This window comes from Vibrio sp. QJM3NY_39, assembly GCF_057785895.1.
In genome coordinates, this window is record NZ_CM173505.1 from 3450270 (window position 1) to 3475189 (window position 24920).

Here is a 24920-nt window from a genome sequence, read left to right on the forward strand (position 1 = left end):
AGCGGATATCACAAACGGAAATTCGACTTCTGACACGATAATTACACAGCCAAAGCTAGAAAAAGCGTACGCTCACCCCCATGTATTTGTCATGATATTAAATAAGAGATTCATCGGATGAGCCAAGCTATCTGTCGACTGATTGCTGAAGAACTGAATGTTCGTTCAGAGCAAGTCACCGCCGCAGTAAACCTAATTGACGACGGTAACACCGTTCCCTTTATTGCCCGCTACCGTAAAGAAGTCACGGGTGGCTTAGACGATACCCAACTACGTAACCTTGATAGTCGCCTTTCATACCTTCGCGAACTAGACGGTCGCCGCCAAACGATTCTTAAGTCGATTCAAGACCAAGGTAAACTCACGCCAGAACTGGAGCGTGACATCACTCAAGCCGACAGCAAAACGCGCCTAGAAGATTTATATCTGCCATACAAACCAAAGCGTCGTACCAAAGGCCAGATCGCAATCGAAGCAGGCTTAGAGCCACTTGCCGATACACTTTGGAATGAACCACAACACGATCCTGAAACCGAAGCCGCTAACTTCATCAGCAGCGATAAAGGCATTGCTGATACTAAAGCCGCACTCGATGGGGCACGTGCAATCGTGATGGAGCGTATTGCAGAAGACGCAAATCTACTTGAAAAGATTCGCCAACATCTAACACGCAACTCTGAGCTCGTTTCACGTGTCGTGGCAGGCAAAGAGCAAGCTGGCGAGAAATTCAAAGACTACTTCGAACACAACGAAACGCTAAACAAAGTACCTTCACACCGTGCGTTAGCCATGTTGCGAGGTCGAAATGAAGGCTTCCTAACGTTGGCAATGAATGCTGACCCAGAACAAGAAGAAGGTGTACGTGGTTCTTACTGCGAGAACATCATCTCTGATCACTACGGTATTACCCTGAGCAGCGCTCCTGCGGATGCATGGCGTAAGCAAGTGATTAGTTGGGCATGGCGTATCAAGGTTTCTATGCACATGGAAACTGAGTTGATGGGCGCGATGAAAGAACGCGGTGAAATCGAAGCGATTGAAGTGTTCGCAACTAACCTTAAAGATCTGCTGATGGCAGCGCCTGCTGGCCCTCGTGCAACCTTGGGCTTGGATCCGGGTTTACGTACCGGTTCGAAAATCGCTGTTGTGGACTCAACCGGTAAAGTTCTGGCGACAGAAACCATTTACCCTCACCCGCCTCAAAAACAATACGACAAATCTGCGCGCGTTGTTGAGCAAATGGTTCGTCAATACAATGTTGATTTAATTGCAATTGGTAATGGTACCGCTTCACGCGAAACAGACAGCTTTGTTGCTGATGTGATTAAGCGTGGCAACCTTACAGCGCAAAAAATCATTGTTAGCGAAGCGGGCGCATCGGTTTATTCTGCTTCTGAGTTAGCAGCGAAAGAATTCCCGAACATGGATGTATCGATTCGTGGTGCGGTGTCTATTGCTCGTCGTCTGCAAGATCCATTGGCAGAGCTGGTGAAGATTGACCCTAAATCGATCGGTGTGGGCCAATACCAACACGACGTGAGCCAAACTATGCTCGCTAAGCGCCTAGATGCGATTGTCGAAGACTGTGTAAACGCGGTTGGTGTTGATGTGAATACCGCCTCTGCCGCACTGTTAACTCGTGTAGCCGGCCTTTCTAACACCATCGCCCAGAACATCGTGGACTTCCGTGATGAGAATGGTCGTTTTGAAGCACGTACTACATTGAAGAAGGTCGCTCGTTTAGGACCAAAAGCCTTTGAACAGTGTGCGGGTTTCCTAAGAATCATGGATGGTAAAAATCCACTAGACGCATCTTCGGTTCACCCAGAAGCTTACCCAGTCGTCAAAAACATCGCAGAGAAGAATAAGAAAGACATCAAATCTTTGGTGGGTAATACGGATTTCTTACGTGGTTTACATGCTATTGATTACACCAACGAAAATTTTGGTGTACCAACGGTAAGCGACATCATCAAAGAATTGGATAAGCCGGGTCGAGATCCTCGTCCTGAATTCAAGACAGCAACCTTCGCCGATGGCGTAAATAGCATGTCTGACCTAGAACCCGGCATGATCTTAGAAGGTGTGGTTTCAAACGTAGCTAACTTTGGCGCCTTCGTTGACATTGGTGTTCACCAGGACGGTTTAGTGCATATATCAGCGCTAACCGATCGTTTTGTCTCTGATCCTCATGAAGTCGTGAAAACGGGAGAAATCGTCAAAGTGAAGGTGATGGAAGTGGATGTTCAACGTAAACGTATTGCACTAAGCATGCGTATGAAAGATGAACCTGGCCAAGACAACCGTGCACAACGTTCAAGTACACCTCGCACGCAAAACCGCCCGAACCAAAACTCACAAGGTGGACAACGCCGCCGTGAGGAACCGCAACAAAACGCGGCGATGGGTGGTGCTTTTGCCGCTGCCTTTGCTAAAGCGAAGAAATAATAGGTCAATGAAACGACTGCGTGTCGTGAAATAAATAGCCTGTAAAAACAAAAAACCTGCATCCCTTAGGGTATGCAGGTTTTTATTATGTGTTCAAAAAAGACATCGAAGTTTGGTTGGGTCATAAGTTTTTGATTTATAACACGACCAGCATTCCTGATGGAGCATGAGGCGCAACAGCATGACCATAATGATATTTTATGACCTTACGTCGCTTCTCCATCTGTCCCTCTTGAATCGCCGCATCTAAAACATGCTTTGGCAGGCGGAAACGCATGGTATAGCCCTTTCCTTGATCAGCACTGTATGTTCTCAGTGCCAATAAGCTGAACAACCTATCAAAAGGATCTTGTGGCTCTTCTTGGCTAATCGAATTGGCCTCTGACTCGTTCTCCATTTCATAACCTGGATGGTCTGAAGGATCCCAAGCCGACTGCTGCCTTCGCTTATCGTCCGGTTTTACCTTTCGCTCTGCATTGGTTTTCGCCAATGCTACGGCGGGAGCGACAGGTTCTCGAACTCTATTATCACGCGCAACTTGCTCTGTTTGCACATTAACGGATGGGGCGATCAGTGGCACACTCACTGCAGTTGCAGGTGACACAATCATCGCGAACTCCTCAAGAATCGCCCATCGTTATTGCTATAACGCTGTTGCACTGTGAGTCAGCACAACAGGCATAGCCCAACTTACCGCAATCAGCTCAGGAGAGAGTTAGGTCTGAGTATCATGCTGTGCATTGGTGTTATACCAATCGTAGTAAATAACTGCTCATCCTAGCTTGTTAAAATGCTCGATAACGGCGTTAGAACTTTTGATTGTAGAATAACTACTTATCAAAAAGCTCAGCCTTGTTCTCAAGCCTTTTTCCTACGCTATTTTTGAACACTTACTTACTGTGATTGGTATTAGGTTATATATCGACCAAGCCAGCGATAAATTTAGCGATTATTTTCGCGCGAAGCTGACCAGTTCACTGCAAAAGACATCTGCTTCAGTCATAAAAGGCGCATGTGAAGACTGAGTGAAGATGTATTGTTCGGTATGAGGTAAGGCTTTGCCCAAGTCTTTTGCAACCTTGATTGGCACAAGCCCATCTAATCGACCGTATAAGCGCAGCATAGGCACAGAGATCTGCGGTAATTGTTCACGGAGGTCAACGTCTGACAGCATCTTTAAACCAGCCAATAATGAATCGGGATTCGGCAACGGGCGAGAAAGCACCGCTTGCTTGAGTTGTTTGACATCTTGTCTTGCAGAAGGACTGCCCATGGCTTGCAACGCCATAAAGCGTTCGATGGTGGTTTGAAAGTCTTCAACCAGTTGCTCTGTGAATGCGCTTAATACGTTTGGCTGAATGCCTCGCCATAATACGGGTTCTTTTGCGGCTGCGAATTTAGGAGAACTGGCGACAGTCACCAGTTTGCTCACGTAATCGGAATGATGCAGAGCCATGTGCGTCGCGACCAAACCACCGAGTGACCAACCCACCCAAATCGCTTGCTTGGGCGCATCGGCCAATAGTTGCTGAGCAATCTCTTCAAGATCTTGAGCGTGGCAATGCGCACTGTGTCCATACCCAGGTAAATCGACGACATGCACTCGGAAGTCAGCTTCTAACGCATCAACGGTTTGCTGCCATACGGCACCATTCATACCCCAGCCGTGAACCAGAACTAAATCAGGTCCTTGCCCTGAAACATGCCAATATAACGCGTCACTCATTCTCAATATTCCCTACTTTTTCCATCAGCAATAACCTGCATTTTTCAGTATGGTAAGCAAAAGGAACACCATAACCCAAAAGCATCACAAGCTATGTTATCCGATTGGCTACAAAAACACACACCACGTCTGGTCACACCTCAATGCCACTTATGCAAGCTAGATAAGTCGCACAGCGATGTTCACCCTCGATGGTGTGATTCTTGTCTTAATCTCTTTGAGTCAGTTCCTCGCTGCCAACGATGTGGCTTGAAAACACTGACGATCGTCGAACAGTGTGGTCAATGCTTATCTCAACCTCCACCTTGGCATCGCCTCTATTGTGTTGGGGACTACACCTTCCCAACGGCACGTTATATTCAACAGATGAAGTACGCCGATAAGTTCTGGTTTGCTCGTGATCTGTCGAAACTGCTAGCGTCACGAATTCAACACCCAGCAACGTTGATTACCAGTGTTCCTTTACATTGGACTCGATACATTCATCGAGGCTTTAATCAGAGCCAGTTATTGGCACATTACACAGCTCAGGAACTGAACGTTAAAAATGCGGTTTTATTTCGACGTTCTCACTCAACACCTTCACAACAAGGATTAACCAAATCAGCAAGACAGAGCAATCTCAAAGATGCTTTCACGCTGCGTAATACGAATTTCTCAGCGATTGATTACCCTCACATCGCGATAATTGATGATGTTGTAACCACAGGCAGTACAGTGTATCAATTATGCCAATTACTACTTGAAGTGGGCGTTAAAAGGATTGATATTTACTGCATCTGCCGCACTCCTGAGCCCTCTGGATAATTGCTGTGAATCGCTACTTGTACAGCAATCCAACAAAAAAGGGCTGAATTACAAATCTGACAGGAGTAGAATGGCGCTAATAACCTACAAATCTACTCAGGTATTCGTCGTGTCAAATATTACTATTACAGAAACAGCTCAAACTCACTTTGCCAATCTGCTGTCACAGCAGCCTGAAGGTACAAACATTCGTGTGTTCGTGGTAAACCCAGGCACACAAAACGCTGAGTGTGGTGTTTCTTACTGCCCAACAGATGCTATCGAAGCGTCTGACACTAAGCTTTCTTTCGACGCTTTCTCGGCATACGTTGATGAGCTAAGCCTACCATTCCTAGACGAAGCTGAGATTGACTTCGTAACTGACAAAATGGGCTCTCAACTCACGCTAAAAGCGCCAAACGCTAAAATGCGTAAAGTATCAGACGACGCAACTCTTATAGAGCGTGTTGAGTATGCAATCCAAACACAAGTGAACCCACAGCTTGCTGGCCACGGCGGTCACGTTAGCCTAGTAGAGATCACTGAAGAAGGCGCAGCTATCGTTGCATTCGGCGGCGGTTGTAACGGTTGTTCTATGGTTGACGTAACGCTTAAAGAAGGCATCGAGAAAGAACTTCTTCAACAATTCGAAGGTGAATTGACGGCCGTTCGTGATGCAACTGAGCACGATCGCGGTGAGCACTCTTACTACTAATCACTTTACGACTCAGCACGTTACGACTGGGTACTTAACGACCAAGTACCTTACAACTAAGTGCTACTGCGACTAAGTACTCATCCAGTCTTAGCCGGTAGAAAGTTAAAGATTCAATCGAAAGGTTGATGCGCAAGCATCAACCTTTTTTTATGTTTAAAACAGCAGAGCACTTCCGAACCGTCTATTTCTCGTTCAATGCCAATAATGACGGGCGCGTTACCATTTGCAGTAAGGTATTCAAGTGATCGCAATCGGTTCCTGATCCAATAATTCCAGGATATGAAAACTCGGATCTAGGAACTCAACTCTATTTCCCCTATATTAGAATGACTTTATAAGAAAGAATTCCAATGAGCTAAGGAGCGAGCGCAATGACAAAAAGGACCAAGCCAGAAATTTTGGCTCAACAAACTGTCGCTCAATCAAAACTATTCTCTATCGAGTCTCTCGATTTACGCTTTTCAAACGGTGAAGAGCGCACTTACGAACGCATGAAGCCCAGCGGTCGCAACGCAGTAATGATGGTTCCGATTACTGAACAAGGCGATATTCTGTTAGTTCGTGAATACGCAGCAGGCACAGAGCGCTATGAACTCGGCTTCCCAAAAGGGCTAATTGATCCCGGTGAGCAGCCCAATCAAGCCGCCGTTCGTGAACTAAAAGAAGAAATTGGCTTTGGTGCCAACAAGCTTACTCCTCTAAAAGAAGTAATCCTTGCACCCTCTTATTTCTCTAGCAAAATGACGCTGTTTATCGCAGAAGAACTCTACCCAGAAAAACTAGAAGGTGATGAGCCAGAGCCACTAGACATTGTGCGCTGGCCACTTGCTCAAGCCGAAGAACTGTTAACGCATCTCGACTTCTGTGAGGCTCGCAGCATTACAGCCCTACTATTAGCCCTTCGTGTATTAAACAATAATTAGAACATTCAGGCTCGCTCGAAGAGTAAGAGAATATTTATGCCAATAACAAAAGATTTGTCTCACCTCCTACCCTCTATCATTGAGATTGCTCGATCTGCAGGCCAACTCATCTTAGAGATCTACGAGAAAAAGGATTACGAAGAGTTCACCAAGAGTGATGACACTCCGGTAACCAGTGCTGATCTTGCAGCACATAAGCTGATATTAAAAAAACTCAGTGAACTCACGCCTGATATTCCCGTATTATCCGAAGAAGACGCCGACATCAGCCTAGAGCAACGCTCTCAATGGGATCGCTACTGGTTGGTTGACCCACTCGATGGCACGCAAGAGTTCATCGCAAGAAGTGGCGATTTCGCGACAATTATCGCCCTAATTGAACATAACAAACCGGTTATGGGTGTGGTTTATGCGCCAGTTTCGGGTGTGAGCTATTACGCTTACAGTGGTAAAGGCGCTTGGAAAATCCCTGACCTTAACGACAGCGTGAAAATCAAAACGCATCGCCACGAGCAGCCAAACCAGTCGATCGCGATGGCAATCAGCCGTCGCCAAGACATCAATCGCATCACTAACCGTATGAGCTCTGACTGGAACTACGACTTGGTTCCTCTAGGTTCAGCAGCGCTTAAAGCATGTTTAGTCGCAGAAGGTGCTGTGGACTGTTACCTAAGAATAGGCCCAACCGGCGAGTGGGATACCGCCGCAACGCAATGTATTGTTGAAGAAGCGGGAGGACGAATCCTAAGCACTCAACTCGAGCCGCTTTCTTATAACGAACGTGAGACGCTAGAAAACCCGAATTTCATTGTTCTTGGTGATGCAGACTTACCTTGGTCAGAGATACTTCAGAGTAAAGATTAGGCGAGTTTGCTCTCTTTAACCGTCAGATATCCTCTAGATTCTCAGAACAAACAAAACGGGCACCTCACTGAGGTGCCCGTTTTTATATCTTGCGATTTGATCGCCAAATGTACTAACCAACAGATACTAGCTCAGAAGTAGATACCGGGCTAAAAGCGCCCTTGATAAGTAAATTGGTATTTACCTTGGCTATCAGGGTTGCCCAACCACTTAAGCTGACTCTGCATTGCTGGCGGGAACTCAGCACCCGGTTTAAACCACGCCGCTGATGTGTAGCGTTGATTTGGCGTTACGCTCGCCGAGAACTCACTGTCCACTTGAACGCTCTTCTGAGCGCCTTTGGCTGCAATAGCACTGTCTTCACAAGTAATATCCGCAATCACAGGGCCAAGGTCTAACGAACCCACTGGCGAGTCGACAGCTGCACCAGACCAAGCAAGCGTACCTTCGCCCGATTGGCACCAAGGTTGAGCATGAACAGCATGTTTGATTGTCAGTTCAACTTGCCCTGCAATAGACACTGGCACTGGGATAGTAGGCGCATATTTCATCACGTTGCTGGCAGGCATTGATGCCACTAAGTTTTCCGCGTAAGCACCGCTCATGCTATACCCGACACGTCCTTTACCTGATAAGTTCATGTCGCTGTTACGGCCAAAGCGAACCGCCAGTTCTGCTTTGGCTTGGAATAGTTTCGAGAACTGGAAGTCCCACTGCACTGAGCCATAATTGACACGCTGCCACGCAATATTGTTAGCGCGACCTTGCCAAACTGTACCCTCAACACCTTCAATGCTTAAACCACGCACGATGGGTGCATGCTTGAGAGCAAAAGCGGCAGGCAAATGCAGCAACAAGCTTACCGAGAAAAAAACGATAAAAATGACGCTGAATAACAGGCCATATTTGAAAGATAAACCGCGTTTCACATTAACCTCGTTTAAACTGTAGTCGGTTGATCTCAATAACCCCAGGGCTATCAGAGCGATCAATATCCATAAACTCAACCTCAACACCCTGCTTTTCTTTCAGGTATGTCAGCCAGTCAACGAACTTATTAAAGGGCACAGGCTTAATCCACACTTGCAGCATCTCACCACGTGGTTGCACGCGTATCAGCTCGATATTAAAACGGCGCATAGAAGCAGGCACAGATTGGTTCAAAGGCTGGCTGGCACTGATGCCACCGCTGCCTCGTAGTTCAACGACTTGATTCGCTTTGTCCGTTACCCAAGCAAGAAGTTGCTTCTCACTTTGAATACGACTTTGTGCAAGTTCAGCTCGCTGACTGAGTGGCTGTAATAACCCCCAATAAACGACACCCAACACCAATAAAACTGAGCAACCAACAACTAATCGTTGCTCTCTTTGACTTATTGAAGTCCACCACGCCTGGAGTGGTTCAATCATATTTCTCATCACTGATCTCCTTACGCAGGTTATTGATGGGGTTTAAGAGTAAAACTGCCAAATACGGCATCGCCATTGCGGTTCAATGGCCCTTGCTCAACGACAAACTTCTCTTCGAGTTTCACCCTTGCGGTCTCAAAGTGTTGGAAGTCAGAGCTTTTCGCCTGAAGTCGAACCTCAGAACGGTTGCCATCGTAGCGAATGCTTTCAACTTCGATCGTCTTCACTTGCCCTAAGGTTTCTGGCAGCAAAGCTAACCAACCAAGTAAGGAATCACCTTCGCCTGAACCACCGTATTTTTTGGCTTCGTCGCTCATCTGACGCTTGAGGTAACTCACGGTCGGAATGCGTTGTTTACCAGGCAGCACCGCTCTAAAGATACGCTCACTCTCCATGCGGTAGGCTTGTGCTTGCGCTTCGTATTGCTGAACCTTCAACACTTGTTGAGTTACAATCACGGCCACCAGCAAACAAGCAGCAATCGCCACTTTCTGCCAAACACGCCAATATTTACTGAATGAAGATTTGGTTTTAAAGGTGCCAGTCAGTAAATTTACGCCGCTTGTGATCGCTTGCTGACTCAATAAAGACATCACCAACTCGGCAGGCTTTGCTTGCCACTCGAGACCGCTTTGCTGTTGAACGTCGTCGCTCGGCATCGCGGTATAGCTGAAGATAGTCGTCGCTTGCTCTTCCTCACCAGCGACAACCCAATCACTTTGCAAAAACATCGGTAACCATGCTTCGCTGATTGATACGGCTTGATAGTTACCTTGACGTTGAGAGTGACCTTGGCGTAATAACCAATGTTGGTCGATCTGTAATGCACTGATGCCTTGTTCTTCAAAAGGCACGGCTAGTGTATCTGGTAGCACCTTGCGGAAGATTATATTGGCTTCGCGAAACAGGTCTAAAGCTTGTTTTAACCATTCACGATCCACACCACACACGGTAGCGTGAGTGGCATCTTTATCTAAAATGGTCAGATGTAAGTCTTCGATATCTTGTGCGACTTCGTCTTCTAACAAAAACGGCAGCATAGAGTCGAACTGGCGAGCAGCACCTTTAGGGATCTCAACACGCTTAATTAAGCATTCATTTCCCGGCAATAAAGCGATACAGCTGCGCTTCTCAGCGTAAGGCGTTAACTCGTCAAGCTGTTCCCAGCTAGACAGTTCACCGCTTGCTATCACTTCTTGTTGGCTTGTCGACCAAACTAACCACTGCACAGGGCTCTGTGGTTCGCTACTCAGTCGAACGGTCAGAAACTCGCTCACTGATTCCTCCAAAACGACGGCGTACTACCGTCACTGTTTCTCGATTACTACTATAGAAAAGCGTCCGTATACGTACACGTGACTGCTCAACTAATACCTCTGCATCTAGCTCAAAATAGGCGCTATCTACAGTTAAATATGCTTTCGCTTTCTTGCTGACTTCGGCACTTACACCAACAATGGCAGATTCAGCCATAAAAGCATCCACCGTATCCCAGCCATCAAATGGGCGTTTGTCTATCAGCTGTTTGGCATCCGACTCACTTAAGCCCGGCGCAAACATCGCTTCCAATAAAGGCGCTTGCTTTTCCGTGAGTGTATTCACGTTCAAACGGAAATCATCGGTTGGCAGAGCGCAAACAAAGGGGCGAACCTTATTCATCACCTCACCAGTGACCTGATAAACCGCTCGTAACTCGGATTCATCGGCCATCAAGCCATTCGCCGCTAAATAAGAGGGCTTCATCGCTTCATAGGAGCTGTCTTCTACGCCAGACGAAGAGGTAGTTCGTGTATCAGCATCAACAAACTCCCACGTTGAATTTGCGATAACCTCAGCCTGATAAGGATCAACGTCTTGGTTTTCCAGTAAGGTTTGCCAAACCGTGATTAAATAAGGAGCCTGGTTACTTGAAGTGGTCGTCACTCCGGCTAAGGCATTAAGATTAAAGCAAGCCTGTGCATCCACGATACGACCTTTGACTTGGCCATAATCCAATGGGTATACCTGCTCTTCTAACGCCCATGGTTGGCTTAGGTTCACCGTATCACTGTCTTTGTAACTTTGCCTAATACCGTCTTGCACCAACGCTTCTACACCAATGCTGTACCAATAAGCCTGTTGGTAATTCAGTTGGTTACCAACGCGCTTGAATTGCGTAAACAAACGCTCGGACATGCTGCCAGCAATGGTTGCCATGATCGCCAATAGCATCAGAATAATGATCAGCGCGACACCACGCTGCCTGCGCCCTAGAATAGGTATGTTCGCTGCACGCTTGTTAGTTCGATGAGTCATTATTCCCCTCATTACTACCTGAAGAGTCACTGTTTGAAGAATCATCGGCCTGATCTAGAGTGCCGCTTGGTGTGAGATAAACACGCTTTATCTCACCATAGTCTTTCAGTGTCAGCTTAAGCCTCACCGCTTTCGGCAGTGATTTATCGGTTTGCCACTCTTTCCCCCAGCGGCTTCCGTCATAAAACTCGAATTCCAAGCTTTCAACATCCTCAAGCAGAGGGGTAATCACACCTTCTTGGCCTGAAGGTGTATCGGGATAACGCCACCATACACGCTCAAGTGTTTCTTCTTTAATGCGGTAGCCAACCTTCGTGACTTCACCGCGAGGAAACTGCTGTTGTGGGTTGTGCCAACCTAGACGAGTAAACATGATGCCTACACTGTCGGAGTCCAATAAATACTCTTTCATTAAGATCAGCTTAGATGATGCTTCTTCACCGTTGGTACGAAATTTTCGCACCGCCATCTGGCGAAAATCATTATCTAAAATGACTAAACTGCGTTGCAGTTGGTTCAAACGAGCACTGCGCTCAATAGAGATCTCGTTGCTTCGCTGTACCTGATTAACCACCTGATAAGCCGCCATGCTTAACGTGGCAAAGATAGCGATCGAGACCAAAACTTCGATTAAGGTAAAGCCTCTCCCTTTGGAAGATAGACCTTGTTTACGCGGCGTACGCTTATTTGCCGACATGCTCTTAATTGACCACATAACTGCGCACCGTAACGACTGGAGACGCTTTCTTGCTGGTTGCCGCGCTCACATCAAACGCCTTTAATAAATCATCGCTGGTATCGATAGGGGTAATCTTCCAGAACCACTCTCTTCCCGCTAACTCTTGCGTGCCCTGCGCTTTTTTAAGCTTCTCAGGATGTAGCATGACTAGGGCCATTTGATTATCAACGACCATCGCCGCAAAGGTCTTTTCTTCGAGATAACTGAGCGTATTGATGTGCTGGGTGACAGCACGAATCACACTGATCGCCGCCGTCGCAAAAATAGCAAGAGCAACCAATACTTCAAGCAGAGTCATTCCTCGAGAACGATAAGGAGAACGTTTATTCCTCTTCATCTTCTTCTCCCGGCTCTAGCAGTCGAATCACACCATTATCTAACACTCGAATACGCCAGCCATCTTGCACGGTATCACCGGTATTAGGGTAGAAAGAAAGCGTAAAAGGTGTCGTTTCAGCACTCGACAAGATGTAGATCTGTGGTGGCTTTGGCTTCTTTTCCTCTTCAAGATCCGCAAACATATCTTCATCAAACAAGCTTCCTGGATTAAACAACCTATCGTCGTCTCCCCATGCTCCACCGCCTAACGTCAATGACAGCGCGAGTTCTTCTGGTAATTCTGTTGAAGAGGGGATCTTTTCGAAATCAGTTTCTTGCCAACCATCAGACTTCAAAGTCATCAAAACGTAAGTCGATTTCTTTTCATCAATGCGAACACCAAAATCCAATCCACTCAAAATAGCTTCTTCATTGAGTAGCTGAATTCGTTGATAAAAACTTTGAGCGTATTTTTTAGCGACATCTTTACTATTGGTAGGGATGGTCGCGATCACCGCAACCGCCGTTACTGACAGTAGTACCAACACCAAAAGAATCTCAATCAAGGTGAAACCTGGCTGTTTTTGCTTAGTTTTCACCTTGTAGACTCCATCTGTTTACGTCCTACCATCAAATAACGACATCAAGCGGCATCAATCGAAAATAACGTATCAAGTAACAACAATGCATCAAACAACAATAAGCCGAAGCTTATTGAAAGTCTTGCATGTTCCAGTTGCCGATATCTGCAGCAATACCTTCACCACCTTCTTGGCCATCAGCACCAAGCGTGAAGATATCGATAGTACCGTTGTCGCCAGGGCTTAGGTATTGATACTCGTTACCCCATGGGTCGTTAGGCAGACGCTTGATGTAACCACCGTCACGGTAGTTACGAGGCTCTGGGCTGCTTGGCTTAGAAACTAATCCATCAAGGCCTTGATCCGTTGTTGGGTAAACGCTGTTATCCAGTTTGTACATATCTAACGCGTTCTCTAGCGCTACGATATCAGTGATGGCTTTTTGTTGGTCCGCTTTCTCTTTGTTACCCAATAGGTTTGGTACAACAAAGCTCGCCAAAACGCCAAGGATAACCACAACAACCATGACTTCTAATAAGGTAAAGCCTGACTGTTTCTTCATTTTATTTTTCATTATTTTCTCCAAATTACAGACAGCGAGTTGAAGGTAATGATGTCCTTCGTCTCGATAATCCAAAAACTAACGTCCTATGAGCGACTGATTAACCGCTCATCAAATTATTCATTTCAAGCATCGGCATCAGCGTCGCCATCACAATGAACAGCACTAAGCCTGCCATCAAAGCGATAAGGGCTGGGGTAAAAATGCCTAAGGCGATGTTAACTGTCGACTCAAAACTTTGGTCTTGGTTATCAGCCGCTCTTGTCAGCATCTGCTCCAACTGGCCGCTCTGCTCACCACTGGCGATCATATGCAGCATCATCGGGGGAAAGAGTTTGGTTTGATCAAGCGCTTTACGCAGGCTTGCCCCTTCTCTAACGCTATCTGATGCCTGTAATACTTGTTGTTTCACGTGATGATTCGACATCACATCTACCGCGACCTTCATCCCTTCAAGGATAGGAATCGCACTCGAGGTACAGATAGAGAGTGTTCGTGCAAAACGAGAGGTATTGATCCCTTTCGCTATCTTGCCGATCAACGGGATGCTCAATAATTTGCGATCCCAGCTCATGCGAACGCCCGGCTTTTTCAGCGCAGTCTTAATCAATACAATCACACCAATGGTCAACACCAGTAATTGGATGCCCCAATTCTGGATAAATTCACTCGATGCTAATAAAAATTGTGTCGACTGAGGAAGTTCTTGTCCCATTTGGATAATAGGCTCAACGATTTTAGGCACTACCGTTGCCAGTAAGAACGACACAATCGTCACCGCAAACACCACCAGCACGATTGGGTAGATCATCGCTTGCAGCAGCTTAGAGCGCATTTTTTGACGATTCTCAGCGTAATCAGCCAGTCGTTCGAGTACCGCATCTAAGTGCCCTGACTTCTCACCAGCAGCAACCATGGCTCTGAATAGCTCATCGAAGATATGGGGATAATCAGACAAGCTATCTGCTAACGAATAACCTTCAGTCACCTTAGATCTCACCGCGAGTAGCATGGTGCGAATACGAGGTTTCTCAGACTGTTCGGCAACGGCTTTCAAGCACTCTTCCAACGGCATACCAGATTGAACGAGCGTTGATATTTGACGAGTAATAAGCGCAAGATCAGGCGTGCTGATGCCGCGTTTAAAGCTGGTCGATGGCTGAGCACCTTTTGCTGTCTTTGCCTTAGCCTCGGTCATCTCAACCGGCATCAAGCCAAGTTCTTTGATTCTTTGGCGAGCCTGACGAGCATTATCTGCTTCAATTGAGCCTTTTTTACTTTTGCCTTTGGCATCCAGTGCTTTGTATTCAAATGCCGCCATACTAGACTTCCTTGGTCACACGCATCACTTCTTCTAGGGACGTTACCCCTTTCAGAACTTTGCTCAAGCCATCATCTCGAATACTTGGTGTTGTGCCACGAATTGCTTTTTCAATCGCCTGTTCACCCGCTTCACTGTGAATCAACTCTTGTACTGAGTCATCAATCATCAGCAGCTCATGAATACCGGTACGGCCTCTGTATCCCTTATGGCCACACTCTTCACAACCTTTGGCATGGTAAAGCGTCAGGCTTTCTTTCTTCTTCAACCCAAACAGTTTCTTCTGCTCTTTATCGGCTTCATAAGGTTCTTTACATTCGTTACATAAAGTACGAACCAAGCGCTGAGCCAAAACACCCAGCAGCGAAGAAGAGATTAAGAAAGGTTCAATGCCCATATCACGTAGACGCGTGATCGCACCGATTGCTGTATTGGTGTGAAGGGTCGACATAACTAAGTGACCCGTTAAAGAAGCTTGAACAGCGATCTCAGCGGTCTCCAAATCACGTATCTCACCAATCATAACCACATCAGGATCTTGACGAAGAATGGCACGTAAACCACGCGCAAAGGTCATATCAACCTTAGGGTTCACCTGCGTTTGGCCAATGCCATCGATATCGAATTCGATTGGGTCTTCAACGGTTAAAATGTTTCGTTCATTACTGTTGAGTTCTTGTAGACCAGCGTACAAGGTCGTCGATTTACCTGAACCTGTCGGGCCGGTCACCAAGATAATGCCGTGTGGGCGCTGAATCAGCTTACGGAAGTTTTCATGGTTTTCTGCTGTCATACCTAAACTGTGCAAGTCTAGACGAGTGGCGTTTTTGTCCAACAGACGCATTACCACACGCTCACCGTGCGAAGAAGGCATGGTTGAAACACGAACATCAACCGCTCGGCCACCAATACGCAGAGAAATACGACCATCTTGTGGCACACGTTTTTCCGCAATATCCAATTTAGCCATAACCTTGACACGCGAAACCAATAACGGAGCCAGTTTACGGCTTGGCGCTAAAACATCACGCAGCACACCATCAACACGGAAACGAATCGACAACGACTTCTCAAAGGTTTCGATATGAATATCCGAAGCACCCTCTTTGATCGCCTCACCCAGCATCGCATTGATTAACTTGATGATTGGTGCATCATCTTCTGATTCAAGTAAGTCTTCGTCTTGAGGCAGTTCTTCCGCTAGTGAGAAGAAATCATCACTATCAGCACCAATGTCTTCCATGAGCTGACGAGCTTCTGAAGAGTCACGCTGATAAGCATCGGTCAGTTTTTTATCAAACTCATCGAGAGTAATCGCTTGTGGCGTGAAACCATTTTTCACAACACGACTCACTTCAATGATCGCCGCCGATTTCAGTGGCTCAACATAATAAAGTATCGGTGCGCGCTCTGGATGTTGATACTCCAACACCATCTTATAGCGATTCGCAAAGCTAAACGGCAAGCGCTGATAAGTACGTGCCGTCCCTACCAATTCAGCCATTATTCTTGTTCCATTTGATCAATGAAGGCTTGAATTTCAGCCGGGTGATTCATGTCGGCACCAAATTTAGGCAATACCGGGATGTTATCGTCTGCCATTAATTTCAGCCCTTGCTCAGCCTTGTACAACTGCTCAGCACGGATGAAGTTGTATTTACGCTGGGTGATACCATCAGCTGTCATACCATCACGAATAATGGTTGGTTTGATGAAGACCATTAGGTTCTTTTTCTCAACCTGAGTACTGGTTGATTTGAACAGGTAACCAAGAAATGGGATATCACCCAAGAATGGGACCTTAGCTTCACTTTCCAGTGCGCGCTCATCAATCAAACCACCCAGCACCAGCATCTGACCATCTTCAATGATAACGGACGTGTTCAGTTGACGCTTAGCAAAACGAACATCAACCGCACCATTTGCACCCAACACATTCGATACTTCTTGTTCAATATTTAGTTGTACTGAGTTACCTTCATTGATTTGTGGCACGACCTTAAGCTTGATACCCACTTCTTTACGTTCAACCGTTTGGAATGGATTGTCGTTGCTTGAACCCGCAGTAGAACCGGTTAGAACTGGCACTTCTTCACCCACAATGAACGAAGCCTCTCCATTATCCATCACGGTAATACTTGGAGAAGACAAAATGTTGGAATTCGAATCAGTCGAAACCGCACTAATCAGTGCTGTCCAGTCTCCCATAACAATTGGCAATGCTGCCCCATTTAAGCCACCTAAAGCAGATGCTAATGTACTATAATCACCCTCTTCGGTAGTATTCTCATTGCGTAAAAAATTACCATCAGAATCATAAACAGCTTTAGTTGTCGTCGAATCTTTCGCTTCTTCGAGACCCACCATTACTTCACCAATTTTTGGCCCACCATTAGAGAACTGAATCGCTCCACCATTCTCTAGAGAACCCCATTGCACACCAAGGTTAATACCGTCACCCTCTGCCATCTCGACAATTAGGGCTTCAATCAATACTTGAGCACGACGAATATCGAGTTGAGCAATCACATCTTGTAGCGCATTCATGATGTCCGGCTGTGCGGTAATGACCAAAGAGTTGGTGTCACTGTGAGCCGAGATCATCACTTGGTTGCGTTGAGATGAGCTACCTTTAGTTGAAGTTTGCTTCTCTGATTGCAGGTTGTCCGACACGCCTTTCAACACATCGACTAAGTCTTCTGCTTTTGCGTACTTAAGGTAAATAACTTGGTTGTTGCCCTTGGTTGCCATTTCAACATCAAGCTGTTCAATCAGCCTTCTTAAACGGCTACGTACCTTAGGGTCACCTGAGATAAGAATCGCATTGGTACGCTCATCAGCAACTAATTTAGGTTGTAGGAAGGCAGGTGTGTTTTTAGCATCTGTGGTTTTGCTTAACGCATCAACGATACGTACCATTTCTGCCGCAGAAGCATTCTTTAGCTCAACGACTTCAATCTCTTTATCACCCGCTTGGTCAACGCGCTTGATGATTTCAGCTAAACGGTTTACTACCGCCGCTCGGCCTGTAATAAGGATGATGTTGGCTGGGTCGTAGTGCACAACGTTACCCGCGCCTGCATTGTCGTTTAGTTGACGAAGCAGAGGAGAAAGTTCACGCACCGAGACATTACGAACCGTCACAACACGTGTCACCACGTTGTCGCCTTTGATCGTATCACTGTCTCCAACGACTGGAATTGCCGATGTTTTCGAATCCTTGGCTTTGATGATCTTAAGAACACCCGAGTCCATTTCGACAACCGCGTAGCCATACACTTCCAATACGTTTAGGAAGAAGCTGTAATATTGCTCTTCATTGAGTACGTCGTAGCTGCGTACATCGATTTTTCCGCGCACCGAAGGGTCAACGATGATCGTCTTCTCTAGGTTACGACCAACAATATTAATAAACTCTTGAATATCAGTGCCTTTAAAGCTGGCACTAAAATCACTCGCGATGGCTGCGGGTGTGCAGATTAAGCTTCCAGCCAATAACCATGCACTTTTCTTAAACCAATGCTTCACGTACTTCTCCTACACTTTCGTCCTTCGTTAGACGCAAAGTTTTAAAATTCAATAAACACTTCATGTTGTTGACCATCTCTCTCGACCACCAGATTTAGCTCTGTCAGTTCTGAGATGGAACGGAATATGTTGCCCATAGCAGCAGGGTCTGTCAGGTCTTGTCCATTTAACTGAGTGGCAATATCTCCGTTTTGGAGCCCAACAGAGTTAAAAAGTTCTGAATCTTTGCCAGGGCTCACACGATAACCAATCACTTTATCGTCGCGCTTCACCTGAGACAGTCGAACATATTGGAAGATTTGTTGCGGATCTTTCATTATCTTCGCTTTAATTTCATCAAGCTTTTCTTCTGCAGAAGCGGGGTTGTTGCCACGCACAGAAGAAGAGGCGCGAGGTGGCGCGGGTTCTGAAACAGCCAGACGCTTGTACTCAATGCCTTCAAGCATCAAGGTTTCATCTCGACCTGAGTTATCAATAATCACGCGATCGACTAATACCGCTTTTAACTTCGCTCGCGTACCTTCGATCTCTTCATTAATTCCGTAGGTTGCTTGTGTGCCGCGATTCGCAATCACAGCTAAGCTTAATTTGGGATTAGAGCTGGCGACCGCACCCACCAAAACCAGATTCAATCGTGTCTTTGGTGCGTCTTGGATAACTTGTTGCTCAACCACAGCAGGCGTGGTTGGGTTATAGGCACCAAAAAGGTTGCTCTGCTGCAAAGAAGAGATATCAAGAGTCGATTGAGGAGCAGAAGACGATGAAGCGGTTGCTTTCCAAGGCACGACGGTTTGCTCGGCAGGTTCGATAAACCATGCAAGCTGTCCTAAAATCCATGCGGAAGCTGCGATTAACACACAACAAAGAACAAGGCTCAGTTTCTGCTGGAGTAAAAATCCATTCTCTAAAAATCGGCTCAGCACCGGAGAGTTATCCATGCGAAGTTTGAGCTCTAAAAAGTTCACGTTCCCTAACCCTTTCTATAACGAATAAAGCTGTAACCTACTAAACTATCAGCTTTTTTGTTCATAAATTCTGTTCCAGCTTATTAAAAGCATAAGATCCTGAACTATATCATAGCAAATCTATAAATCGGCATTACCTGACCTATTTTGTAATCTTCCTTGAAAAAAAAGCCTGTCGCCTCCACATAAGCTTCTACTAAATGTGATAAGCGTCATCAAATAAAATAAGTTGCATACTGTGAATAACAGTTAAACCACATTCATTTCTAACTGAAAAGGCACTGTCCTATATGAAAACGACTAATGAAGCTGTCAGACTCGATAAATGGTTGTGGGCAGCACGCTTTTATAAGACTCGCTCAATTGCTCGCAACATGGTCGATGGTGGCAAAGTCCACTATAATGGTCAGCGCAGCAAACCCAGCAAAATCGTAGAACTTGGTGCAGTGATTACTCTGCGCCAAGGTAATGAAGAAAAGACGGTCACCATAGAGAAAATATCCGCACACCGTGGCGGGGCGCCAGTCGCTCAAACCCTCTATGAAGAAACCACCGAAAGCTTGGCAAAAAGAGAAGAATTTGCACAACAACGCAAGCTAAATGCTCATAGCCCAGCACCAGAACGTCGTCCAGATAAAAAGCAACGTCGTGACATCATCAAGTTCAAGACTCAATAAGCTAGAAGGAATAGCCAAATGGCAGACCCAATGTCTACAAGTAATGTTTTAAATCGCTACCTATTTGAAGACCTATCAGTACGTGGTGAATTGGTACAGATGAACGAAGCGTACCAACAGATTATTTCTAGCAAGGAATACCCAGCGCCAGTACAAAAGCTGTTGGGTGAGCTACTGGTTTCAACGACGCTACTAACGGCGACCCTAAAGTTTGAAGGCTCTATCACGATGCAACTGCAAGGTGATGGCCCAGTATCTCTCGCTGTTATTAATGGCGATAACGATCAGAAGATTCGTGGTGTTGCACGCTTTGACGGTGATATTGCTGACGACGCTGGCCTGCACGACCTTATAGGTAAAGGCCACCTAGTGATCACTATCGATCCTAAAAAAGGTGAGCGTTACCAAGGTATCGTTGGTCTTGAAGGCGAAACACTTGCTGACGTTCTTGAAGGTTACTTTGCTAACTCAGAACAGCTTAAGACTCGTCTGTGGCTACGTACGGGTGAACATGAAGGCAAAGCACACGCTGCAGGTATGTTACTGCAGGTTATGCCAGACGGCACCGGCACGCCAGATGACTTCGAGCACCTGGAGCAGTTAACTGACACGGTTAAAAACGAAGAGCTATTCTCTCTAGAAGCGAATGATTTGTTATACCGCCTATATAACCAAGAGAAGGTTCAGGTATTTACCCCTCAACCTGTCGAGTTCTTCTGTGGTTGCTCTCGTGAACGCAGTGGTGCCGCTATCATTACCGTTGCTCAAGAGGAGATCTACGACATCCTGAGTACGGAAGGTAGTGTTGCTCTTCACTGTGATTACTGTGGCACAAACTACTCGTTCGATAAGGGCGACGTTGATGCACTGTACGCAGAAGCAGCAGATAAAGGCGACAATACGGTTCATTAATTTACAGCGTACCAAAAACACGTAATTTACCCCAAAAAGGTCAGCACTAAGCTGGCCTTTTTTGTGATCAAAATAGCGCAAACTCCGTAACATCTCGTAATAAAATCACCGCTTAATTTTAATCAATTAATAATGTTCTCGCCCCTAGCGCAAAGGTTTGCGTACAGGATAGACTAGTTAGGCCAATATGTGACGAGACGCTTAAAACCCCAAGATTAATATGGATACTTTTTGAGCTGTATCCCTGTTTCCCCAGAGTCTCGTTGCTAGCATGGTGAGCAGATAACAATAAAAAATTAATACAAAATCCCTACAAAATATCCTACAAGGAGCACCTATGACCGTTATGGAACATACTAAGGCTGCACAAATTGATCTAACTAAGCACGGACTGACTGGCGTTACTGAAGTTCTTCGTAATCCTAGCTACGAGCAGTTATTCGTTGAAGAGACACTGCCAGGTTTGGAAGGCTACGAAAAAGGCGTAGTAACGGAACTAGGCTCTGTTGCGGTTGACACTGGTATCTTTACTGGCCGCTCACCAAAAGATAAGTACATTGTTAAAGATGACACTACGCGCGATACCATGTGGTGGTCAGATCAAGGCAAAAATGACAACAAACCGATTACAACTGAAGTTTGGAGTGAGCTGAAAGAGCTTGTGACAACTCAGCTATCTGGCAAGCGCCTGTTTGTCATCGACGGTTATTGTGGTGCTAACCCAGATACGCGTTTAAGTGTGCGTATTATCACTGAAGTAGCGTGGCAAGCGCACTTCGTTAAGAACATGTTCATTCGTCCAACTGACGAAGAGCTAGCAACGTTCGAACCTGATTTCGTGGTAATGAACGGTGCTAAAACAACTAACCCTAACTGGGAGAAGCAGGGTCTAAACTCTGAAAACTTCGTTGCTTTCAACCTAACAGAACGCGTTCAAATCATCGGTGGTACTTGGTACGGCGGTGAGATGAAGAAAGGCATGTTCGCAATGATGAACTACCTGCTTCCTCTGCAAGGCATTGCTTCAATGCACTGTAGTGCAAACGTTGGCGAGAAAGGCGATGTAGCCATCTTCTTCGGCCTGTCTGGTACAGGTAAAACAACCCTATCAACCGATCCTAAGCGTGAGCTAATCGGTGATGATGAGCACGGTTGGGATGACGATGGTATCTTCAACTTCGAAGGTGGTTGTTACGCGAAGACTATTCGTCTATCTAAAGAAGCAGAACCAGAAATCTACAATGCAATCCGTCGCGATGCACTGCTAGAAAACGTAACGGTTCGTGGTGATGGTTCTATCGATTTCGATGACGGTTCAAAAACAGAAAACACTCGTGTTTCTTACCCGATTCACCATATCGACAACATTGTTAAGCCAGTATCAAAAGCAGGTCACGCTCAAAAAGTTATCTTCCTAACAGCGGATGCGTTTGGTGTGCTACCACCAGTATCTAAGCTGACTCCGGAGCAAACTAAGTACCACTTCCTATCTGGCTTCACAGCTAAGCTAGCAGGTACAGAGCGCGGTATTACTGAACCAACACCAACGTTCTCTGCGGCATTTGGTGCAGCATTCTTAACTCTTCACCCAACTCAGTACGCTGAAGTGCTTGTGAAGCGTATGGAAGCAGCTGGCGCTGAAGCTTACCTAGTGAACACAGGTTGGAATGGCACAGGTAAACGTATCTCAATCCAAGATACTCGTGGCATCATCGACGCTATCCTAGATGGCTCAATCGACCAAGCTGAAACTAAGGTTATCCCTATGTTTAACCTAGAAGTACCGCTAGCGTTGCACGATGTTGACCCAGCGATTCTTGACCCACGTGATACTTACACTGACCCACTACAATGGGAAAGCAAAGCGAAAGATCTAGCAGAGCGCTTCATCAACAACTTTGATAAGTACACAGACAATGCTGAAGGTAAGTCACTGGTTGCGGCAGGCCCTCAACTAGACTAACCCAACATCTGCTCGGGCCAAGCCAAAAGCGAACGCCCAATTTAAAGTGATATTTTTGTAGCAAGCCCCTCTTTTGAGGGGCTTTTTTGTTGCTGCTTGCCCCTTTTTGTTCCACTCTGTTTTGAGACTATTGAAATTTAAGGCTTTCAGGGAATGAAAAAGGTATTCATGGTGATTGGCATTGTGGTGGCCATCATCGTTGCGACTATCGCAGCGTTGTTATTAAGCCTACAAACTCAATACCGATCGGATGTTGCTAACTTTTTTATCAAGCATACGCTTGAACAACCTGTACTCATTGAAGACGTTGAGTATCAGGCGCCTTATCACATCACCTTGATGGGCATTACCCAAAGCCAACCTGATAAACAAAAACCTCTCTATATCGACAAGATCGATCTTTGGTTCAGCCTCAGCTCGATTACAGAGGCTAAACTGGTCTTGGACTCCGTCTTGATCAGTGGCCTACAGTTGGAGATAAGCGATCTAGAGACATTCACGCCGTTATTCACCCAACCAAACATCAAGCTCCATCAGCTAGCCATCAATAATCTCGACTTTTCGACCCCAGACTTTAATGCGCGAGGCATCGACCTCCAGATCTCCGATCCAACGTGGGATGACAACAACGCATTGCTGCCTTATGGAAAAACTCAACTCACCGCCACGCAACTTTACTGGCAAGGTGAAGCATTCGATAACCTTCTGATTGATCTAGACCTAAAACCCAGTGATAGCACTCTGTATGGCGCTTCATTCGACTGGCGCGGTGCCAAGATTTCAGGACAAGCAGAGCAGTATCAGCAAGATTGGTCGTTGGTGAATGTGACCGTCGATGGCTTACGACTCAATCAGAAACAGACCCAAAGCCTACTAAGCAAAGAGTGGGATGTCGCAGGTATTCAGATCAATCACATCAATAGCTTAGATATTCTGCGCAGCGACGTGGAATGGCAAGATGGCCACTTAACCGCTTTTGATGCGTCACTAGAAAATATCCAATTGCCTTTTGAGCTGTGGAAGCAACAGAAGGCCATTTTCTCTCTGCAAGCAGAGGGAGTGACCATTGATGATGACATGTTCATAGAGCCAAGTATCAAGCTCAATTTAGATCCGAACCAGATTCTGATTGAAGATTTCTATACTCAATTCTTACAAGGCAGTATTCAACTTAATGGCGAAGTAACCCCTAACAGCATTCAATTAGCGCAGCTCGACCTGCAAGGCATAAAGTGGATTACGGAAAGCAAAAATAAAGTTCTACCATCCGCTCGCCTATTGCCTTGGCTGACACAGCTTCAGCAAGCCTCTATTGACAGACTTAATATAGAACGTAGCCAACTTATCCAACTCGCAACCAAACCCTACTGGCAGGTCTCAGGGCTGCATGTAGAAGGACATCAGGTTCAGCTGCTGCAACAGAGAAAGTTAGGACTGTGGCAAGGCAAGTTGATGGTTAGCGCCAACGATGCAAGCTATCAAAATATTGTCAGTGTTCAACCCGTGGTTGAAATGAATAGCGAACATGGGAAATGGACGCTGACACGCCTGTTTATGCCACTAAAACACGGCTATATTGAAGCCAACGCGACACTCGACTTCAACCAAATCAGTAAGCCATGGAGCTTAGATATCTCTGCCGACGGGTTACCCATAGCACCCATGCTGCAGCAACTCGAATTACCGCTCGATGCAACCGGCTATGGTGAGTTTGAACTTCAAGCCGCAGGCTTGTATGGCGATTCCTTGATGTTCGGTTATTCAACCACAGGGCAACTCACTGGCAGTGTTCGCCAAGGTGTGATGACCTTTAACGATAAGCTTTCTGAAGCCTCGACTGATAACGTGTTTGAAATCCCAAAGCTTAATGCGAATTTTGACCGTGGTCGCTTCACTCTTGAACCAATGCACATTATTGGTGCGTCCGCAGCAGAGCAAGGTACACAAAGAGTTCAAACGCTCAACGGTGAGGTCTCTGGAGAGCTCGATTTGCTTAAGATCGAGCAACATACTCTCTCTATTTCCTTATCGGATCAATGCCACCAAATATCAGGAAAGCTCACCCAAGCAGAGTATTCCGAGATTAACGACTGCCAACAAAAAAGCGCCACTCCACAGGAGTAGCGCCTTCTATCTGTATCTGTATCTGTATCTGTATCTGTATCTGTATCTGTTAGCCAGTGT

At 46.1% G+C, this 24920-nt stretch carries 23 protein-coding genes; 9 read left to right on the forward strand and 14 right to left on the reverse strand.

Annotated features, from left to right (window positions below; all coding sequences use genetic code 11):
- Nucleotides 1–117 precede the first annotated feature (117 nt).
- The gene (locus tag AC3CHU_RS15345) at nucleotides 118–2448 is read left to right on the forward strand and encodes a Tex family protein (protein WP_488524870.1); all 2331 of its coding nucleotides are present in this window, start codon (nucleotides 118–120) and stop codon (nucleotides 2446–2448) included.
- 136 nt (nucleotides 2449–2584) lie between these two features.
- Here the strand turns inward: AC3CHU_RS15345 and AC3CHU_RS15350 are convergent, their stop codons facing one another.
- Entirely contained in the window at nucleotides 2585–3058 is a 474-nt protein-coding gene (locus tag AC3CHU_RS15350) for a hypothetical protein (protein WP_004735616.1), read from the reverse strand.
- A gap of 339 nt (nucleotides 3059–3397) precedes the next feature.
- Complete coding sequence (gene bioH / locus AC3CHU_RS15355; RefSeq protein ID WP_488524871.1) at nucleotides 3398–4174, reverse strand: pimeloyl-ACP methyl ester esterase BioH; 777 nt, start codon at nucleotides 4172–4174, stop codon at nucleotides 3398–3400.
- 93 nt (nucleotides 4175–4267) lie between these two features.
- On the opposite strand from bioH, the gene AC3CHU_RS15360 reads away from it, so the two are divergent.
- The 4 genes from AC3CHU_RS15360 to cysQ all read left to right on the forward strand — a co-directional run bounded on the left by AC3CHU_RS15360 (nucleotide 4268) and on the right by cysQ (nucleotide 7465).
- The gene (locus AC3CHU_RS15360) at nucleotides 4268–4981 is read left to right on the forward strand and encodes a ComF family protein (RefSeq protein WP_488524872.1); all 714 of its coding nucleotides are present in this window, start codon (nucleotides 4268–4270) and stop codon (nucleotides 4979–4981) included.
- 109 nt (nucleotides 4982–5090) lie between these two features.
- Nucleotides 5091–5675, forward strand: coding sequence for a Fe-S biogenesis protein NfuA (gene nfuA, locus AC3CHU_RS15365; RefSeq protein WP_004735612.1), 585 nt, complete (start codon nucleotides 5091–5093; stop codon nucleotides 5673–5675).
- A gap of 374 nt (nucleotides 5676–6049) precedes the next feature.
- The gene (gene nudE, locus AC3CHU_RS15370; protein ID WP_017094150.1) at nucleotides 6050–6601 is read left to right on the forward strand and encodes an ADP compounds hydrolase NudE; all 552 of its coding nucleotides are present in this window, start codon (nucleotides 6050–6052) and stop codon (nucleotides 6599–6601) included.
- Nucleotides 6602–6637: 36 nt separating this feature from the next.
- Nucleotides 6638–7465 carry a 3'(2'),5'-bisphosphate nucleotidase CysQ gene (gene cysQ, locus AC3CHU_RS15375; protein ID WP_488524873.1) on the forward strand — a complete coding sequence of 276 codons (828 nt, stop codon included), beginning with the start codon at nucleotides 6638–6640 and terminating at the stop codon, nucleotides 7463–7465.
- A 149-nt stretch (nucleotides 7466–7614) separates the two neighbouring features.
- Here cysQ and AC3CHU_RS15380 read toward each other — a convergent pair whose 3' ends face one another.
- The 12 genes from AC3CHU_RS15380 to gspC form a co-directional block, all read right to left on the reverse strand.
- Nucleotides 7615–8394: a type II secretion system protein N gene (locus AC3CHU_RS15380; RefSeq protein WP_488524874.1), complete on the reverse strand. Its 780-nt coding sequence runs from the start codon at nucleotides 8392–8394 to the stop codon at nucleotides 7615–7617.
- 1 nt (nucleotide 8395) lies between these two features.
- On the reverse strand, nucleotides 8396–8884 hold the full coding sequence (locus AC3CHU_RS15385; RefSeq protein ID WP_017086954.1) for a type II secretion system protein M: 489 nt from the start codon (nucleotides 8882–8884) through the stop codon (nucleotides 8396–8398).
- 20 nt (nucleotides 8885–8904) lie between these two features.
- Nucleotides 8905–10152 carry a type II secretion system protein GspL gene (gspL, locus tag AC3CHU_RS15390; protein ID WP_146454077.1) on the reverse strand — a complete coding sequence of 416 codons (1248 nt, stop codon included), beginning with the start codon at nucleotides 10150–10152 and terminating at the stop codon, nucleotides 8905–8907.
- Entirely contained in the window at nucleotides 10121–11170 is a 1050-nt protein-coding gene (gene gspK / locus AC3CHU_RS15395) for a type II secretion system minor pseudopilin GspK (protein WP_488524875.1), read from the reverse strand. The genes gspL and gspK overlap by 32 nt, the downstream gene beginning before the upstream one ends.
- Nucleotides 11154–11885 (reverse strand): type II secretion system minor pseudopilin GspJ, encoded by a 732-nt coding sequence (gspJ, locus tag AC3CHU_RS15400; RefSeq protein ID WP_488524876.1) that lies wholly within the window; start codon nucleotides 11883–11885, stop codon nucleotides 11154–11156. The genes gspK and gspJ overlap by 17 nt, the downstream gene beginning before the upstream one ends.
- Entirely contained in the window at nucleotides 11872–12246 is a 375-nt protein-coding gene (gene gspI / locus AC3CHU_RS15405; RefSeq protein ID WP_488524877.1) for a type II secretion system minor pseudopilin GspI, read from the reverse strand. Before gspI ends, gspJ begins: the two co-directional genes overlap by 14 nt.
- Nucleotides 12233–12826 carry a type II secretion system minor pseudopilin GspH gene (gene gspH / locus AC3CHU_RS15410; protein WP_488524878.1) on the reverse strand — a complete coding sequence of 198 codons (594 nt, stop codon included), beginning with the start codon at nucleotides 12824–12826 and terminating at the stop codon, nucleotides 12233–12235. Before gspH ends, gspI begins: the two co-directional genes overlap by 14 nt.
- 112 nt (nucleotides 12827–12938) lie before the next feature.
- Nucleotides 12939–13382 carry a type II secretion system major pseudopilin GspG gene (gene gspG / locus AC3CHU_RS15415; RefSeq protein WP_009848023.1) on the reverse strand — a complete coding sequence of 148 codons (444 nt, stop codon included), beginning with the start codon at nucleotides 13380–13382 and terminating at the stop codon, nucleotides 12939–12941.
- A gap of 88 nt (nucleotides 13383–13470) precedes the next feature.
- Complete coding sequence (gene gspF, locus AC3CHU_RS15420) at nucleotides 13471–14691, reverse strand: type II secretion system inner membrane protein GspF (protein WP_065207358.1); 1221 nt, start codon at nucleotides 14689–14691, stop codon at nucleotides 13471–13473.
- Between the two features lies 1 nt (nucleotide 14692).
- Nucleotides 14693–16195 carry a type II secretion system ATPase GspE gene (gspE, locus tag AC3CHU_RS15425; RefSeq protein WP_428785073.1) on the reverse strand — a complete coding sequence of 501 codons (1503 nt, stop codon included), beginning with the start codon at nucleotides 16193–16195 and terminating at the stop codon, nucleotides 14693–14695.
- Nucleotides 16195–18219, reverse strand: coding sequence for a type II secretion system secretin GspD (gspD, locus tag AC3CHU_RS15430; protein ID WP_372192949.1), 2025 nt, complete (start codon nucleotides 18217–18219; stop codon nucleotides 16195–16197). Before gspD ends, gspE begins: the two co-directional genes overlap by 1 nt.
- A 41-nt stretch (nucleotides 18220–18260) precedes the next feature.
- A complete protein-coding gene (gene gspC, locus AC3CHU_RS15435; RefSeq protein ID WP_249632697.1) occupies nucleotides 18261–19157 on the reverse strand; it encodes a type II secretion system protein GspC in 897 nt (298 codons plus the stop codon).
- A gap of 317 nt (nucleotides 19158–19474) precedes the next feature.
- Between gspC and hslR the strand changes: the two genes are divergently transcribed.
- The 4 genes from hslR to AC3CHU_RS15455 all read left to right on the forward strand — a co-directional run bounded on the left by hslR (nucleotide 19475) and on the right by AC3CHU_RS15455 (nucleotide 24860).
- The gene (hslR, locus tag AC3CHU_RS15440) at nucleotides 19475–19861 is read left to right on the forward strand and encodes a ribosome-associated heat shock protein Hsp15 (RefSeq protein ID WP_004735595.1); all 387 of its coding nucleotides are present in this window, start codon (nucleotides 19475–19477) and stop codon (nucleotides 19859–19861) included.
- A gap of 18 nt (nucleotides 19862–19879) precedes the next feature.
- Entirely contained in the window at nucleotides 19880–20773 is an 894-nt protein-coding gene (hslO, locus tag AC3CHU_RS15445; protein ID WP_054547993.1) for an Hsp33 family molecular chaperone HslO, read from the forward strand.
- Between the two features lie 337 nt (nucleotides 20774–21110).
- On the forward strand, nucleotides 21111–22736 hold the full coding sequence (gene pckA / locus AC3CHU_RS15450) for a phosphoenolpyruvate carboxykinase (ATP) (RefSeq protein WP_017091441.1): 1626 nt from the start codon (nucleotides 21111–21113) through the stop codon (nucleotides 22734–22736).
- A gap of 153 nt (nucleotides 22737–22889) precedes the next feature.
- Complete coding sequence (locus AC3CHU_RS15455; RefSeq protein ID WP_488524879.1) at nucleotides 22890–24860, forward strand: AsmA family protein; 1971 nt, start codon at nucleotides 22890–22892, stop codon at nucleotides 24858–24860.
- Nucleotides 24861–24920 lie beyond the last annotated feature (60 nt).